Below are 17,490 nucleotides of genomic sequence, written 5' to 3'. Positions count from 1 at the left end.
CCAAAAACAATCTGCATCACCGAGTATGGGACCATGTGAGAACCCCGCAGGTCGAGCTTGATGGCAGACGAACTTTTCCAAAGCATGGGTTTAGTGAGCGCTCTTATACACCTGAGCAAACGGCTTGTATCCTCGGAGGTGATGCCTTTCTGGGGGTGGTGACAGTGTCTGATCCCGAGCTTGTATCAATGGTTGAGGTGTACCTACATACCGTGCATGTCAAAACACATGGCTACTTTCCCTGCCTTAATAAACAGATTGGATAGGCGCCGAAGGCGGCCCTCGGCTGCGCGTAATTTCAAGCAATCTATGGCAGGGCGGACAAGAAAGTAGCGCAATAGTGGCTGTTTGCCTTTACCCACAAGGTCGGTCTGGGTAAGGTGACGGACGACACAGGCTACTAACCTACGAGGCAGTGCTAACCTCAGCCGAGCCTCGATTTTGCGTAGGGGGGCTGTGTCGTGACGGAGTCGGTGTGGAAATGGATTGGGAAGCGCTGTTAGACAAATTGTGGAGCTTTGCCGCATCGAATCCAAAAGAGCTGGAGACGAAGATCCGTTCGTGCCTGAAAGGCCACTCCTCGGAAGGTCTACTCCAAGCAATTTCGCTTATGATCACTCAAGGGCAGCACGTCACAGCCAAGGCACTCCTTACTGAATTCCTGAAAAGCCATCAGTCAGCGGATGATATCCAACGCAGGCTTGAACTGATCCTCCACTTCAAAAAACATCGCGCACCGCCAATGCTCTCGATAAAGAGCAAGCAACGCAGCAAAGAGCTGCTCATCAAAGACGTCAATGACCTGGTCGCGTCTGGCAAGTTGCAGGCTGCCGAGTCGCTCCTCCTGGAAGCCATTGATGCGTTTGAAGAGTCTGATTCCCTGAATCTGCTCAGCCGTGTGTACATGCTGCAACGACGCCCCATGGATGGGGCAAAGGCCATGCAGCGTGCTCTTCTCCTGAAACGCCAACAGCAAGCCTTTATCGAGATTGAGCCTGAAGAGTCTACAGACGACCTGCCAACGGACAGTGATCTGGCATTCATCAGTGACTCATCTGAGCATCTGACGACCCTAGAAAACCCAGCAGCTCCGACCAACAAGGCGTTGACCGAGACAGTCGATGATTCATTAACCTTCATTCAGCACACGGCTTCTCAATACCCCCCTTTGAAAACGGACGTTTGGTGGGAGGGGCAATCTGAATCAACGCCATCTGAAGCCTCAACATGCCTCGACGAGCTTGAAGCGTGTGATGAGCCTGATACGGCTCCAGCTACTACAGACGACTTCTCCGGTGAGCATGTGACAGAGGATGAGGACACCCCGCCCTCCGCCACAAAAACCGTTCTCAAACTTGCCCATCCACGGAAGGAGACGGAAGCTGGAGAGGGGTTAGCCAAGGTCAAGGTATTCAACAAATCAGGGCGCTCACTAATCTCTGTCCAACCGAAAGGTTTAGGCGCTCCGGAACCATCGGATTCTCATGAATCTCCATTACAGCCAACGACATTGCCAGCCCCGGAGGTTCCTGCTTTAACGTCTCAAACTCACGATGAAGTATCTGAGGAAAACGATGAGGATGACGAGTACCTGGCGCTAACCGATCTAGAACTAAACACCCCGACTTCGCCCCAGCTGAATTTTGGAATTGAAGATCTGGAAGATCAAATCGACCTTGATCATGACTTGCAGGATCTGTCGATCTTCGAGCTTGGGGCTGAGCAGGAAGAAGACATCCTTAGTGTTGTGGCTGACTTCCGTGACCTTGAAGATGACTATGCGGCTTACGCCTTTGACCCGGATGAAGTCTTTGATGGCGGTGAGGCTCTGGTTACCGAGCCCGATGATGGGGATGTTGACAAACTCTCCCACGGAGATCGTGCGCTCCAGAAAGCCGCTGAGTTGATCGGAAAGACCAATTGGCCGCTCAGTACGCTGCCTCTGGTTCAACAGATTTTTTTCATGAGCGGCGGCGGGCAGACACGCCTTGCGCTTGAAAGAGAAATCGAAAAAGGGATGACTCCCGCCGAGTTGGTTCTGGCAGCTCATATCAAAGTTATCTGGGCAGAGAACGACATCTACTGGATCGCTTTTGATAAAATCGGCAGCAGTCGCCTGTCCCACTACGTACTGTCTTGGCCGACAGCTTTGCTGATCGTCCGTTCTTTTGAATCTCTACCGCAGGTGGAAGAAGTCGAGGTCTTGCTCGAAAGTCTCTTTTCTTCTTGGTACGAGAACACTGTCTTACGCCGTGCGTTTAAAGCTTTTGCCCGGTATCTGTGGTTTCGGTTTGCCAATTTGGAAGGTTGCTTACCTGCCAATCAGCCCTTTGACTTCTGCGATCCTCACGAACTGCCTGCTGAGGAATACAGCGATCTGGGTCTGTGCGATGCATTGGAGTATGAAAAAACCGAGATTCTTAGAGCCTATGGAGTATTTCAAACCAAACATCCTCAGGAGCCCGGTTGCTATTTCAGTGACAAGCCGCCATTAGAAGAAACGCCATCGCTCAATGCCGAAAATCGCCCGAAGAAACAGGCTGAGAATGCAGAGACGCCTTGTGGCATTGAGGCCGAGGAAGAGAGCATTGACGATGTTAATGATGAAGCACCGCCTGAATGGTCAGCAGCGCCGCTCGCATCTGCCTTGCACACGCAAAGTACCGACCAACCCTCGCCAAGTATTGAGCCGTAAGGATAAAGGATTAGCGCATGAAAACCCTCAGACTTACCCACGTTCCTGGTTGCTGGGTTAGCCAAACATTACCCAGCGGCCAGAATGAACGCCGAGGCATCGTCAAAATGGCCATTGCTAAAGAGGCCGAAGATCAGCTTCAGGTTCACTGGTTCAGTCCAGAAAAGAAGCTGGCCTATATCGATGCATCTGCCGTGCGCTCGGGCTTTCAAAATGGCATGGACGTGGTCGACGAAACTCCTGGTAGCGGTGTTCGCTCACTAGGGCAGGGCATCATCATGCAGCAGCGTACCTTGGCAGGTAGCGAGCAAGTATTGGTCGATTTTCCTGAGCGTGGTGAGCGTCATTGGCTGCCCTATCAATATCTGCGTCAAGTCAAGGGCGTTAAGCATCGCTTTGTCACCGCCAGCAAAGGCGATGCACATGATGCCGAGCGTATGCGCCTGCGCATGCTGGCCTACGCCATAAAGGTGTGGAATGAAAACACCGGTGCCCTTTCCCACCTAGAGATTGAACCACTGCCTCATCAGATTCACTTGGTGCACCACATTCTCGCATCCGGCAACTTCAACTGGTTAATTGCGGATGATGTGGGTTTGGGAAAGACCATCGAGACCGGTATGTTGTTGCATGCTCTGCGGCAACGAGACCTAGTCAAACGCATCCTACTGATCACGCCCGCTGGCCTGACCAAACAGTGGCAGGAAGAGCTGTATTACAAGTTCAAGCTCGAAGATTTCGAGATCTATGGCGAGGATTTTTTCATTAATGAACCCCGCCAATGGAAGATGCACGACTGTGTCATCGGCTCCATGGATCGACTCAAGCAGGAGGATCACTTGGAAAGCCTGCTTCAGGCAGAGCCTTGGGATCTGGTAATTTTTGACGAAGGCCATCGACTCAGCCGCCGCCAGTACGGGCAAAAACTGGACAGCTCTGAGCGCTATGACCTGGCGAAAAACCTACGCAGCCAAACCAAGCACATGCTGCTGCTGAGTGCGACCCCTCACCAGGGCATGCAGGACAAGTTCGTGGCACTGCTAGAGCTACTTCGCCCTGAGCGCCGTACCGAATTAATGGCGCTCAACCTGAAACCAGAAATTCTGCACGACATGGTATTCCGCAACCACAAAGCTGACGTAACAGACGCAGAAGGAAACTTCATCTTCCAAGGCAAAATCACCAGTGCTATGCAGGTGCCCAGCAGCCTGGGGTCCGTCGAGTTCGATAAAACGCTTCAGGACTATCTGCGCAAAGGCTATGCCGCAGGTGAATCGCTAGGCCGTAAAGGCAACGCCATTGGTTTCGTCATGACGGTTTATCGCAAACTGGCTGCCTCCAGCGCAGCAGCTATTCACCGGGCGCTTTGTAATCGCCTTAAGCGCCTGCTCGACGATCAAGCAAATGGTACGTCCGCAGACGAGCCCAGCGACGAACGCTACCTGGGTGAGTGGGAAGAACAATTCACCAGTGATGCACGCGAGTTCTTTGCTGGCGAGGTGCAGCTGCTAAAAGATTTGATTGCTGAGGCCGCAGCGTTGAAAGCCAATGACCTTAAACTGAAGCTGTTTATCGAAGAAATCATCGGCAAAATTCACGCAGCCAACCCTGATGAGAAAGTGCTGATTTTTACCGAATACCGCACCACCCAAAACTACCTGCGGGATGCCTTAGCTGATCACTATGGCGGCGACCAGGTCGAGCTAATCAATGGCTCTATGCAGCATGCTGAGCGACGAGAGGCCATCAAGCGTTTTGAGGAGCAAGCGCGCTTTCTGATCTCGACTGAAGCGGGCGGGGAAGGCATCAACCTCCAGAGCAAGTGCCACGTCATGGTCAACTATGACCTCCCGTGGAACCCCATGCGCCTCGTACAGCGCATTGGCCGCCTGTATCGCTATGGACAGAAGAAGAAGGTTGTCGTGTTCAATATCCAGCAAACCGATAGCCTGGATCAGAATATCGTCGACTTGATGTATGAACGGATCGACAGTGTGGTGACTGATCTGGCAGAGGTTCAGCAGCATGAATTCAATGATGGCCTGAAAGACGAAATCCTCGGTCAACTGGCCGAGTTGATCGATGTGGAAGATATCCTGCAACAAGCCACAAAACTTGGCATCGACCGAACCCGAGAGCGTATTGATGAGGCGTTAAAGCAGGCACGCACTGCTGCCGCCAAACAACGAGAACTGTTTGTACACGCCGCCACCAGCGACCCAAATGAGCTACGCGATGAGCTGGAAATCACCGTCGAGCACCTCTACAGTTTCGTCCTGGGAATGTTCGATCAACTGGGCATCGAAGTTGCGGAGAGAAGTCATAAAGAGCGGCTTTTGCGTATTCGTTTGTCCGAGCAGGTTATGCAGGACATGGGGCTTTCCCCCAAAGCCTCTCAGCGTATGGACGTGACCTTGGATCGTATGCTGGCCGCAAATCGCCCTGACACCCAAATGCTCGACCTCAACTCCAAGCTGATGCAGTACCTGCTGGGTAAAGCGTGCGATTACGAGTTCGGTGGGTTGGCTGCAATGCTCAAAGCACCTGAACTCTGCGAGGGTGCACTGCTCGGTGCCATGCTGCGCTGGCAAGGCCCGCAGGGCAAACGAATGCGACAGGAGTTTGTGGCCATTCAGATTAAAGATGGCAAAGCCACTCTCAACCCTGCAAAAGCCAGTCAGTGGTTGCTGACACCTGCTGAGCACAGCTCCCTGAGTACCGATGGCGAAACCTCAAAAATGCTGTTCAAAGCCGCAGAAGAGATGGCTAACCAGCGACTGGCAGATGCCAGTAATCGCTACCTGATACCCGAGAATTTGGACTGGGCTGCCGCAGGCTGGACGCAGCAGCACTGAGTTCGCACACTTTAGGCCTAAGTGCCGCCCCGTTTTAGCTAAGGAAGAACACCATGAGGCAACACGACGCCAACCTGCACGACCTAATCCTTCAATTACTCCCAAAGGACGGTAGCAGCATCGGCAATATCAAGCTTCAGCAGCAGCTGACCGAGGCGGCAGCATTCAGCTTCAGCGAAAAAGACTACTGGCGCGTTCGCGATGCCTTGATTGCCGATGGTGTGCTGGGTAAAGGTCAGGGTCGTGGTGGTTCGGTATTTTTGGCGCAGCCTTCAGCGAGCAAGCCTTCATCTCTGGCAGAACAGGTGCTGGCTAAGCATCGTCTACAAGCTGAAGACAACCAGATGACCTCGGACTCCGTCACAGGCGCAGACCCTTATGCCACCTACCAGTACGACACCAAGGCCACCAGCCGCCCGGATGTAGGTGTTCAAGAGCAGTTCAATGCCAGAAAGCCGCCAAAGCAGTACCGCTACGACTCCAGCTTGGCACCAGAGCTGTGTTGGGACGAGAATGCCGAGCGTGACTTTGCTGAATGGCTGCTCCGCCTGGTGGCTGAAGCCGCAGAAAAAGGCGAAGCCAGCGTCTTTACCGAAGGTCAGGTATGGAAAGGCAATGGTGAACGCTTTAACAGCCTGAGCCAGTGCGTGGCACGCCTTAGAAGCCTGACCCAACCCTTCCTCAACTGGGCAGGCAAAGCTGAACGCCGGCAAATCAGCGTGCCCACCGTGCCGCTCTTTGTCCATGAGCGGCATTCTACGCAAAACATTCTAAAGACGCTCGAATCCCACCGGGCCGCTGGCACCATGCTGGATTTGTTTGGCGATAACGCAGACAAGGACATTGCCGACCAACTTGATGCTTACACTCATAAGGAACAATGGACTAATCGCCTAATCCTCGGTGACTCCCTGCAAGTGATGAACTCATTACTTGAATATGAAGGGATGGGTGGGCAAGTTCAGATGGTCTATTTCGACCCGCCTTATGGCGTAAAATTTGGCTCTAACTTCCAACCATTTGTACGTAAGCGTGATGTTAAAAATGGCGCTGATGAATCTATGATTCGCGAGCCAGAAATGGTTAAAGCTTATAGAGATACATGGGAGCTAGGGATTCATTCATATTTGTCTTATATCAGGGATCGAGCACTATTATTCAGAGAGCTGCTAAATAGCAGTGGCAGCATCTTCCTTCAAATATCAGAGGAAAATCTTCACCATGTTAAAGAAATTCTAGATGAGGTTTTTGGTGAAAAGAACTACAAAGGGACAATCTGTTTCGCCAAAACATCTGGTCTTGAGTCCAGCTCCAGACTTAGTTCTAGGCTTGACTTCATATTATGGTATGCAAAAGATATAAATTCTTGTAAGTATAATCAAATTTATACCGAAAAAACCCTTGAAACAGTATCGGGGTACAGCCATTTAGAGCTTCCAGATGGGACTAGGCGACGAATTCTTCCTGAGGAATTGAAAAGCCCAGAGATAATCCCTGAAGGCTCGAAAATATTTAGTCCTGACAATATGACTAAGCCTGGGCCTGGAGCAAAATACGTTTTTGAGCACGAAGGTAGCTTATTTGATCCTAAGGCGCGTTGGTGGGGCATACCAAAAGACAGCATGAGCAAAGTAGCTGAGGCTGGAAGGCTAATAGTCATTGGGAACTCGCTTCGATATGTAAGATATCTCAATGATTTCCCATACGTTGGCATCACAAATTTATGGTCTGATACTGGTATCGCAGGTTTTTCGTCTGACAAACTATACGTAGTCCAAACGAATGAAATGGTAATTGAGCGTTGCATGCTGCTTTGCACCGAACCTGGAGATCTCGTTCTTGATCCAACTTGTGGGTCGGGCACCTCTGCAAAAGTAGCGGAGCGCTGGGGCCGTCGTTGGATTACCTGCGATACATCTCGTGTACCTTTAGCCTTGGCCCGTCAACGCCTGCTAACAGCGACCTTTCCATGGTATGACTTGAAATCACACAATCGCGGGCCAAGTGGCGGTTTTGTTTATAAACGCAAACAAAATAGAAAGGGTGAGGAAGTTGGAGGTCTAGTACCTCGTATCACTTTAAAGTCAATTGCGAACAATTTGGAGCCGGAAACCATTACATTGGTAAATCGTCCAGAAACTAATAGCGGTATCACTCGTGTCTGCGGCCCCTTCACCGTCGAAGCTACCATTCAAGCCGCTCACTCCCTCGAAGTGGAAGGTGCCACCCAGGCAGCGGAACAAGCCGCTGGCTACAACGCCCGCAGCTACTTGGATCGCATGATCGATATTCTGCGTCGCAGCCATAATCTGCGCCTGCCGGGTAATCGCAGCCTGAAGTTGGAGCAGGTTCGGGTACTTGATAATGACTTCCTGCACGCAGAAGCGTTGGACGAACAGGAACAGCGTATCGCTATCGTCTTTGGCCCTGAGGACGGTGCGATTAGCTCCGACCAGGTGTTCGAAGCCGCCAGTGAGGCATACTTCCTCAAATTTGGTCAGCTGTTCTTCTTCGGCTTTGCCATCCAGGCCAAGGCCCGTGAACTGGTGGATGACCGCAAGCGCCTGCGCTTGCCTTGCACCTATATCAGTGTGACGCCGGATGTAGCCATGGACGATCTGCTCAAGACTAGCCACACCGACCAGCTGTTCTCGATCACAGGGTTGCCGGATGCCCGCATCTCGTCTGCTGGGCTGCGTGATGACGGTCGTGCGATGTATCAGGTTGAACTGCTGGGGCTGGATACCTTCCGCCCTGACACCATGGTGACTGAATCGGTTGAGCCGGAAAACCTGCCGTGCTGGATGCTCGATACCAGCTACAACGGCATGGCCTTTTGTGCCAGCCAGGTGTTCTTCCCGCGTACCGGCGCCTGGGACAACCTGCAAAAGTCACTCAAGGGCCAGTTTAATGACAGCGTATGGGAGCACCTGGCCGGCACTACCAGTGAGCCCTTCGTTGCAGACAACAAAGGCCAGATCGCTATCAAGGTAATCGATGAGCGCGGTAACGAGTTGATGCGCGTATTGAACGTGGCGGAGGCGGAGTAATGACCGGACGTACCGCCGTGCCGGTCAGCGAAGTACCGGAACCCATCATCAACTCACCTTACGTGGAGCCGACTCACCACTGGCAAGTGGCCGTTGGTAAAGCGCCGATCAAAGCGGCAGGCCGCCGCCCGGCTTACTACTTCTACCGCGTCCCAGTAGGTGCCGGCACAGGCCGCAAGAACAAGCGACAGGCCGAACTACTCGGTGAAACTGACATTGGTTCCCAGGAAGAGCTAGGGCAAGTCAACCTGATCCGCCAGAGCGTTAAGGATTGGCGAGCCGGCAAGTTGACTGGCACTCCTTATGACGGAGCCTCTCGGGTCACTAAGGAGTTGATTGAGCTGTGGCGCGCCGAAGATCGCGGGCAACGCCTGTTCTTTGCACAGATTGAAGCAGCAGAAACCATCATTTTTCTTGTGGAAGCCGCAGACGTCTATAAAAAGGGCCTCGTTGGCATTCCAAAGGACGAGCCGGGCCCGGAAGGCAAAGCAAGGGGGTTGCGCGCTTTTACGCGCTACGCGAGCAAGATGGCAACCGGCTCGGGCAAAACCACCGTTATGGGGATGATGGCTGCCTGGTCGATTCTGAATCGTGTTGCAGCGCCGACTGATGATCGCTTCTCCGATACGGTATTGATCGTTTGCCCCAACGTCACCATCCGCGAACGCCTCAAAGAACTCGATCCACTGCTGGGCGACTTATCGCTCTACCGCACCCGACAGTTGGTGCCCGTACAGCGAATGGAAGAGCTGCGCCGGGGCGAGGTGATGATCGCCAACTGGCACAAACTCGCCAAGCTGGAGAGCAACACCGTCAATGGAGACTCGGCCAAAGTCGTGAAGACTGGCGAAGCCGTTGAGATCACCAGACAGTCGGGTAAGGACAAAGGAAAAGTCGATGTTAAATACTTTGAATCCGATGCTGCCTGGTTCAAGCGCATGCGCCAGGAGCTGGGCACAGGGCGTGGCAGCAGTCCGCATTGGCTGGTGTTCAACGATGAGGCTCATCATGCCTATCGACGCGGTGACAATCTCGATGAAGAGGCCGAGACCTCCCTCGAAGACGATAAAGACACCGCCAAGAAAAACGCCAAAGAAGCTACTATTTGGATCGAAGGTCTCGACCGCATCAACAAGCTGGCTAACGGTCGCAAGAACGGAATAAATCTTTGCCTAGACCTCTCCGCCACACCGTTTTACATCCAGGGCTCGGGTAACGAAATCGGTAAACCTTTCCCATGGATCGTTTCCGACTTCGGTTTGCTCGACGCTATCGAGTCCGGCCTGGTGAAGATTCCAGAGCTGCCAACTGCTGACGTTGGGGGCACCGAGGAAGCTGCTTACTTCAACGTATGGCGTTGGGTGGAAGCCAAGGCCGAAGAGGATGGTCACGGCAAAAAGCTCACACCGCAGTTAATAATGAACTACGCCAGTACGCCGATTACCCTGCTCGCAACCGACTGGTACAAGAAATTCCAGGAGTGGGATCTGCTGCATAAAGAGAAGCAGCGCTATCCCATTCCTCCCGTGTTCATCGTGGTTTGCCGCGATACCAAGGTGGCCAAGGAAGTCCATGGTTGGCTCGCTAACAACGAAGGCGGTTACGGTGAAGCGCCCGAGTGGTTCCGCAATATGCCGGGCAAAGAGCTTACCGTTCGGGTTGATTCCAAGATCGCCGAGGAAATGGAGGCAGGCAGCGGTAGCCATGAGGTGAGGCGTATGCGCTTTATCCTCGACACTATCGGTAAGGCCAAATGGCCGGGCGATAAAGTACCTGAAGAGTGGTCAGAACTGGTGCGCAAGCACAATGACAAGCTCAACAGTGACGATGATGAGGAAGAGGGTGATAGCCAAGCCTTACAATGGATCGACGAGCGCATTCCGCCAGGTCGGGATATTCGCTGCATCGTCTCCGTTGCGATGCTGGCAGAAGGCTGGGATGCCAACACGGTTACCCATATCGTCGGCTTGCGTCCATTTGGCTCGCAGCTGCTCTGCGAGCAGGTAGTGGGGCGTGCACTACGTCGTGCTAGCTATGTCGTTAATGAAGATACAGGGCTCTTCACTGAGGAGACGGCCAAGGTATTTGGTGTCCCATTTGAATTGGTTCCATTCAAAACCCGCTCGGTTAATCCGACGGTTTCAGAGCGCGAGCAGCACCATATTTTCTCGATGCCTGAGCGTGAACAGTACCGTGTCGACTTCCCCATGGTCATGGGCTACCAAGAGGTGAATCAGTTCGATGTTGTGGTTGATTGGTCTCAAGTCGCCCAAGTCACTATAGACCCGATGACGCTGCCAACAACCGTTCAGGTTGGGCAGATGGTAGCGCCTGATGGCCACCTGACGGCTTTCGGCGCAGGAAAGAAGTCCTCAGTGACGTTGGCTGAATGGCGCGATCTTTTCCGCGATCAGCAGGTCGCTTTTATTCTAGCCAAAGAAATCTGTAAACAATGGCGCACTGAGCGTGGTGACAGCGTGCCAATAGGAACGCTGTTTCCAAAGGTACTGAATGCGTGTGCGCGGTTCTTACGAGAGAAACTCGTTCTCAAGGGCGACTCTTGTGCTTGCGACGTCCTGGCCAGCGGTAACTATACACAGTCAGTGATCGGAAGCCTCTACAACGCTTTGCAAAGTGGTACAGAGGAAAAGCACGGGTTTTTGCCGGTCATTCCGCAGGGTTCTGCCGGCCTCGGAAGCACGCTGTACGTGGATTTTCATACGACTAAATCAGTGCGCGCAGTCACCAAGTGCCACCTGAATTTAATGGTGGCCGATACTGTTAAGTGGGAGCAGAGTGCAGGTTTTCTGCTCGACATCCACCCCGGCGTCGCGAAGTGGGTGAAGAACGACCGTTTAGGCTTCGCCATCAGCTACCGTAAACAGAACATCAAGCACAGCTATGTGCCGGACTTCATTGCGGAGCTTGATATCGGGATGAAAGTCATTATTGAGGTCAAGGGTCAGTACAAAGATGACGCGGATATCAAGGCCAAGGCAGCTCAGCGCTGGGTTGATGCGGTGAACCGCAGCGGCGAGCACGGACTTTGGCACTATATGGTCGTTCAGGACCCAAGCAAGCTAGGGGTAGAACTCAATCAACTCAGCCTGGACAAGCTTCAAGGAAACGCGGCTGTGATCTGTCACAGCCAGTGAGAGGGAAGTTCTAGAGAGTAGTTCTTGGCCACTGTATTAAGAGTGGCCAGGATCTGCTGATGGCGGTTGATGTCTTCAGGCTGCCAATAAGTTTTCCGATCCAGCAGCTCTTTTAGCTCAATCAAGTTGTACATGCCTAGCCGGTGAAAGTTTCCCCAGCTGGGAATTCCAAACAGGTTGTAGATCACGACGGTGGCATCTCGCTCGCTGGCCAGGCGTTTCTCCCCAACCAGCTTTTCAGCAGCGTCCTTGGCATCGTCATGATCGTCGTAGGTATTCAGCAGTTTCACGGCGTCTCTCCCATAAAAGTCACTCGCCAATTTACCGGATGATTTTGGTGTTTCTGTCCAGCTGGCAGGCTGCTCAATATTACCGTCGGTTGTGCAAAGAAAAAGGGCTGCGATTGGCAGCCCTTTTTGGTGCACCCGGTTCACGTTAGCGAAAAGGTTTCGGGGGTTAATGGTTTTGAGCGGGGGAGGCTGTGTTTTTTGGCCACCCTGTCCACCAGTTTCATACACAGTCACCCTGTGTTGAAGAAATTGTCTGGTTGATGCATCCAGTTGAGCAGTTTTTTTACTGACCTCTGCCATCCATTTCTGACGTGGCAGGGGCCTCATCTCAGCGCGCCATTTCATTTTTTAATGAGACGGGTTCAGCTTTTGATGCGACTCCACGTGCTAAGGAATCAATCCCAGCTCAACGCCCCACCCGTCTGATACTCAATAACCCGAGTCTCAAAGAAATTCTTCTCTTTCTTCAAGTCCATAATCTCACTCATCCAAGGGAACGGGTTAGTCGTCCCCGGATACTCTTCCTTCAAACCAATCTGCGACAAACGACGATTCGCGATGAACTTGAGGTAATCCTCCATCATCGCCGCATTCATGCCCAACACCCCACGCGGCATGGTATCCCGGGCATATTCAATCTCCAGCTGAGTCCCTTGCAGGATCATCTGGGTCGCTTCTTCCTTCATCTCGGCATCCCACAGGTGTGGGTTTTCGATTTTGATCTGGTTGATCACGTCGATGCCGAAGTTCAGGTGCATCGACTCATCGCGCAGGATGTACTGGAACTGTTCCGCCACGCCGGTCATTTTGTTGCGGCGGCCCATGGACAGGATCTGGGTGAAGCCGCAGTAGAAGAAGATGCCTTCCAGCACGCAGTAGTAGGCGACCAGGTTGCGCAGCAGTTCCTTGTCGGTGTCGACGGTGCCGGTTTCGAACTTCGGATCGGAGATCGAGCGGGTGTATTTCAGGCCCCAGGCTGCCTTTTTGGCGACCGATGGGATCTCGTGGTACATGTTGAAGATCTCGCCTTCATCCATGGCCAACGATTCGATGCAGTACTGGTAGGCGTGAGTGTGGATCGCTTCTTCGAAGGCCTGGCGCAGGATGTACTGGCGGCACTCCGGGTTGGTGATCAGGCGGTAGACGGCCAGGACCAGATTGTTGGCGACCAGGGAGTCGGCGGTGGAGAAGAAGCCGAGGTTGCGCATGACGATGCGGCGTTCGTCGTCGGTCAGGCCTTCGGGGTTTTTCCACAGGGCGATGTCGGCGGTCATGTTGACCTCTTGCGGCATCCAGTGGTTGGCGCAGCCGTCGAGGTACTTCTGCCAGGCCCAGTCGTACTTGAAGGGCACGAGTTGGTTGAGGTCGGCGCGGCAGTTGATCATGCGCTTTTCGTCAACGGCGACGCGGGCGGAGGCGCCTTCGAGTTCGGCGAGGCCTTCGGCGACGTCGAGTTTGTCCAGGGCAGCCTTGGCGCGCACGATGGCGGCAGAGTCACTGGCGGTGACGGCGCGGGCTTCGATGGCGGCAGCGGCGCCGGCACCGTCGAGGCGGTCCATGTTGGCTTCGGTGGCGTGGCCGGCGTTGGCGCCTTTGGTGGCTACTTCGCCGTCTTCTTCTTTGTCGAATTCGTCCCAGCTCAGCATGACGTGTCGTCTCCTGCGTGAGGGCTCAAAGGTGCGCGTGTGAAACCGGATGGTTGGGTGTTCACACGGCCCCAGGGCCCGGTGGATCTTAAGGAATCGTTTGTTGCAACAGCTCGCGCAGGCAAATAAACGGAATTGGGTAACGGGTGCTCTGCGTGAGGCTTGAGGGGCGGAGCGACAGGTGCATGCTCCCGCGCGGGCTCAAGGTTTGGCTCTTCGTCCCAGTGTAAAGGGATATTGCAGGCCCGATTTACCCGCGCATTATAGGGAAAAATTCGGCTTTGTGTTGCGGCGGATGGTCTCGGATCAGAGACAAAAAGGCGGCTATTTGAGCCAGAGTGAGGGTTTGCGGGGGGTTGATGGGGTAGGAAATTTTTGACGGGCGGTGGGCTATTTATCGTGGTGGGGAGAGGAGGGCTTTTTGAGGGCAGGAAGGGAGGGCCTGGGCTGAGTGACGACCGCTATCGGGAGCAAGCCCCTTCCACCTTTACCGCGTGTCGTGCCTGGGGCCGGTTCTTTGCCGCAAGAACGATTTCTTGCGGCGAATAAGATCCGGGTCTGTTCTAACTAACGAAGTTGTTATCCGTTAGAGCAACCATTACCCATGACATGGTAATTAAGGATATGACGCTGACCTTGGGAATCTTCATATTCCATCTTCACCGGTACAACTTCGCAAACTTCCGGAATCGTGCTCATGGACAATACTTTGGCCACATCCAGCTTGGTGCTGTAGGTGTAATCCTCAACAATCGGGGCGTTCTGGCCGGCCAGCTCGGTCGGGGCCTCGTCGGCCAGGGCGGCGGTGGCGCACAAGCTGCTGAGGGCCATAACTACGAGAGCTTTCATTTCTTTACTTACCTTCTTCAGGGCGAAAGGGGCCACGGGGCCCTTGTGAGGCCACGTGTGTAACTTAGGGTTGGTTAGTTCGGATTAACGTGCCTTCGTGGGGGCTGTTACGTTGTTAATCACTGTTGTGTTAATCACAATGCCTTGGTTGGCGGAAGTGATTCTAGGCCTGCGGGTTATATTCATATACCCGTGCTTTTGATAAAGACTATTGGCGGTTTTTGTAACAATCCCGTGGTAAAGGTTTTTTCACCTACCCGCAAAGCCCCGCAGGCTGCGGGCCAGAGCGGCAAACGGGGATAGCAGGGCATTTTGTAGGGTCTTGTTACTACCATCGTCGAATGGTTCTATAGGCTCACCCCGGATACAACTGGGTCATACAACAACAACTATGTCACCGAGGTAAGAAAGATGAGTGCGGCTTCCCTGTACCCCGTTCGCCCCGAAGTAGCAGCCAACACGCTGACCGACGAGGCAACCTACAAGGCCATGTACCAGCAGTCGGTGGTCAACCCCGATGGTTTCTGGCGCGAGCAAGCCAAGCGCCTTGACTGGGTCAAGCCTTTCACCGCGGTGAAGCAGACCTCTTTCGACGATCACCATGTCGACATCAAGTGGTTCGCCGATGGCACCCTGAACGTTTCCTACAACTGCCTGGACCGTCACCTCGCCGAGCGCGGCGACCAGGCGGCGATCATCTGGGAGGGCGATGACCCGGCCGAGAGCCGCACCATCACCTACCGCGAGCTGCACGAGGAAGTCTGCAAGTTCGCCAACGCCCTGCGCGGCCAGGATGTGCACCGCGGCGACGTGGTGACCATCTATATGCCGATGATCCCCGAAGCCGTGGTCGCCATGCTGGCGTGTACCCGCATTGGCGCGATCCATTCCGTGGTGTTTGGCGGTTTCTCGCCGGAGGCCCTGGCCGGTCGCATCATCGACTGTAAGTCGAAGGTGGTGATCACTGCCGATGAAGGCATTCGCGCTGGTAAGAAAATTCCGCTGAAGGCCAACGTCGACGACGCGCTGACCAACCCGGAAACCAGCAGCATCCAGAAGGTCATTGTGTGCAAGCGCACCAATGGTTCGATCAAGTGGAACCAGCATCGCGACATCTGGTACGAAGACCTGATGAAAGTGGCGGGCACTGTGTGTGCGCCAAAAGAGATGGGCGCCGAAGAAGCGTTGTTCATCCTCTACACCTCCGGTTCCACCGGCAAGCCTAAAGGCGTGCAGCACACCACCGGCGGCTACCTGTTGTACGCCGCCCTGACCCACGAGCGCGTATTCGACTACCGCCCGGGCGAAGTCTACTGGTGCACCGCCGACGTCGGCTGGGTCACCGGCCACACGTATATTGTCTACGGCCCGCTGGCCAATGGCGCGACCACCTTGCTGTTCGAAGGCGTACCGAACTACCCGGACATCACCCGGGTGGGCAAGATCGTCGACAAGCACAAGGTCAATATCCTCTACACCGCCCCGACCGCGATCCGCGCGATGATGGCTTCCGGCACCGCCGCCTGCGAAGGCGTCGATGGCAGCAGCCTGCGCCTGTTGGGTTCGGTGGGTGAGCCGATCAACCCGGAAGCGTGGGACTGGTACTACAAGAACGTCGGCCAATCCCGTTGCCCGATCGTCGACACCTGGTGGCAGACCGAAACCGGCGCCACCCTGATGAGCCCGCTGCCGGGTGCCCATGCACTCAAGCCGGGTTCTGCCGCACGGCCGTTCTTCGGCGTGGTGCCGGCGCTGGTGGACAACCTGGGCAACATCATCGAAGGCGCCGCCGAAGGCAACCTGGTGATTCTCGACTCGTGGCCAGGCCAGGCCCGTACCCTGTACGGCGACCATGACCGTTTTGTCGACACGTACTTCAAGACCTTCCGTGGCATGTACTTCACCGGTGACGGCGCCCGTCGCGATGAGGATGGCTACTGGTGGATCACCGGCCGTGTGGATGACGTGTTGAACGTATCCGGCCACCGCATGGGCACCGCCGAGATCGAAAGCGCCATGGTTGCCCACCCTAAAGTCGCCGAAGCGGCGGTGGTGGGTGTGCCCCACGACATCAAGGGCCAGGGCATCTATGTGTACGTGACCCTGAAGAATGGCGAAGAACCCACCGAAGCCCTGCGCCTGGAGCTGAAGAACTGGGTGCGCAAGGAAATCGGGCCGATTGCCTCGCCGGACGTGATCCAGTGGGCACCGGGCTTGCCGAAGACGCGCTCGGGGAAAATCATGCGGCGTATCCTGCGCAAGATTGCCACGGCCGAGTACGACGGCTTGGGCGATATTTCCACCCTGGCGGACCCAGGCGTAGTGGCGCATTTAATTGAGACCCACAAGACCATGAACGTCGCGTAAGGCGGGGTAGGTGGGAAAGAGCCCCATTCGGTGTATGCCGAGTGGGGCTTTTTTGTGGTTTCTCAAAACCACTGGAGATCCCCTGTGGGAGGGGGCAAGCCCCCTCCCACATTTGGATTTCATTCCAAGGTGGGTATGGGGGAGGGTCTGACAGATCCGCATGACCACCAGTCCAATAAATATCGGTTTTTTGCGTAGGAGGTTTCTGAATGTTACCGAGTGGCACAAATGTGTAACCCACCGCCCAAACATGAGGCAAAGGGCTACGCTTATGCCCCGAAAAACCGCGCTTTAGACACCCCCGGCAATAAGATTAAACGCCACACTTGCCGTGCTAGAAGGGTTTGCGAATAATAGGCCCGCAATTTGCAGCATCAACAGGTTTAATATCTTTTGTCTCTGCATAAAATCCAGAGGCTGTCAATGTGCTGGAACCGCTTTCTCAGTGCTTCTGTAAATTGTTGTCGCATTGAGGAAATATCGGCTTCCGGCCTGTCGTTAGAATGCCGATCACTCGCTCGTCGTCGCATGCAGTCACTCGCGTAGGACGCAGCACCGCTATTCGGTTTCACTCAGTCGCATC

At 54.3% G+C, this 17,490-nt stretch carries 8 protein-coding genes; 5 read left to right on the top strand and 3 right to left on the bottom strand.

From position 1 onward, the window contains the following. Positions 1-481 precede the first annotated feature (481 nt). The 4 genes from HDC32_RS31855 (at position 482) to HDC32_RS10265 (ending at position 11,755) form a co-directional block, all read left to right on the top strand. Entirely contained in the window at positions 482-2,695 is a 2,214-nt protein-coding gene (locus HDC32_RS31855) for a hypothetical protein (protein WP_221461879.1), read from the top strand. 437 nt (positions 2,696-3,132) lie between these two features. Next, positions 3,133-5,550, top strand: a complete 2,418-nt coding sequence (locus HDC32_RS10275; RefSeq protein ID WP_184744154.1) for a helicase-related protein — start codon at positions 3,133-3,135, stop codon at positions 5,548-5,550. A gap of 53 nt (positions 5,551-5,603) precedes the next feature. Next, positions 5,604-8,600, top strand: coding sequence for a site-specific DNA-methyltransferase (locus HDC32_RS32060; RefSeq protein WP_184743761.1), 2,997 nt, complete (start codon positions 5,604-5,606; stop codon positions 8,598-8,600). After that, positions 8,600-11,755 (top strand): BPTD_3080 family restriction endonuclease, encoded by a 3,156-nt coding sequence (locus tag HDC32_RS10265; protein WP_184743758.1) that lies wholly within the window; start codon positions 8,600-8,602, stop codon positions 11,753-11,755. The genes HDC32_RS32060 and HDC32_RS10265 overlap by 1 nt, the downstream gene beginning before the upstream one ends. Here HDC32_RS10265 and HDC32_RS10260 read toward each other — a convergent pair. The 3 genes from HDC32_RS10260 to HDC32_RS10250 all read right to left on the bottom strand — a co-directional run bounded on the left by HDC32_RS10260 (position 11,743) and on the right by HDC32_RS10250 (position 14,540). Then, entirely contained in the window at positions 11,743-12,045 is a 303-nt protein-coding gene (locus tag HDC32_RS10260; RefSeq protein WP_311771963.1) for a hypothetical protein, read from the bottom strand. The genes HDC32_RS10265 and HDC32_RS10260 overlap by 13 nt on opposite strands. A 395-nt stretch (positions 12,046-12,440) precedes the next feature. Next, positions 12,441-13,691, bottom strand: coding sequence for a ribonucleotide-diphosphate reductase subunit beta (locus HDC32_RS10255; protein ID WP_024077017.1), 1,251 nt, complete (start codon positions 13,689-13,691; stop codon positions 12,441-12,443). A gap of 579 nt (positions 13,692-14,270) precedes the next feature. Continuing rightward, the gene (locus HDC32_RS10250; protein ID WP_027607759.1) at positions 14,271-14,540 is read right to left on the bottom strand and encodes a DUF2790 domain-containing protein; all 270 of its coding nucleotides are present in this window, start codon (positions 14,538-14,540) and stop codon (positions 14,271-14,273) included. Positions 14,541-14,951: 411 nt separating this feature from the next. Between HDC32_RS10250 and acs the strand changes: the two genes are divergently transcribed. Then, the gene (gene acs, locus HDC32_RS10245; protein WP_131697800.1) at positions 14,952-16,907 is read left to right on the top strand and encodes an acetate--CoA ligase; all 1,956 of its coding nucleotides are present in this window, start codon (positions 14,952-14,954) and stop codon (positions 16,905-16,907) included. Positions 16,908-17,490 lie beyond the last annotated feature (583 nt).

The organism is Pseudomonas sp. JAI120, assembly GCF_014207255.1.
GTDB lineage: Bacteria > Pseudomonadota > Gammaproteobacteria > Pseudomonadales > Pseudomonadaceae > Aquipseudomonas.
The sequence above is the reverse complement of the archived record's forward strand: the minus strand, read 5'-3'. Positions and strand labels throughout refer to the sequence as shown.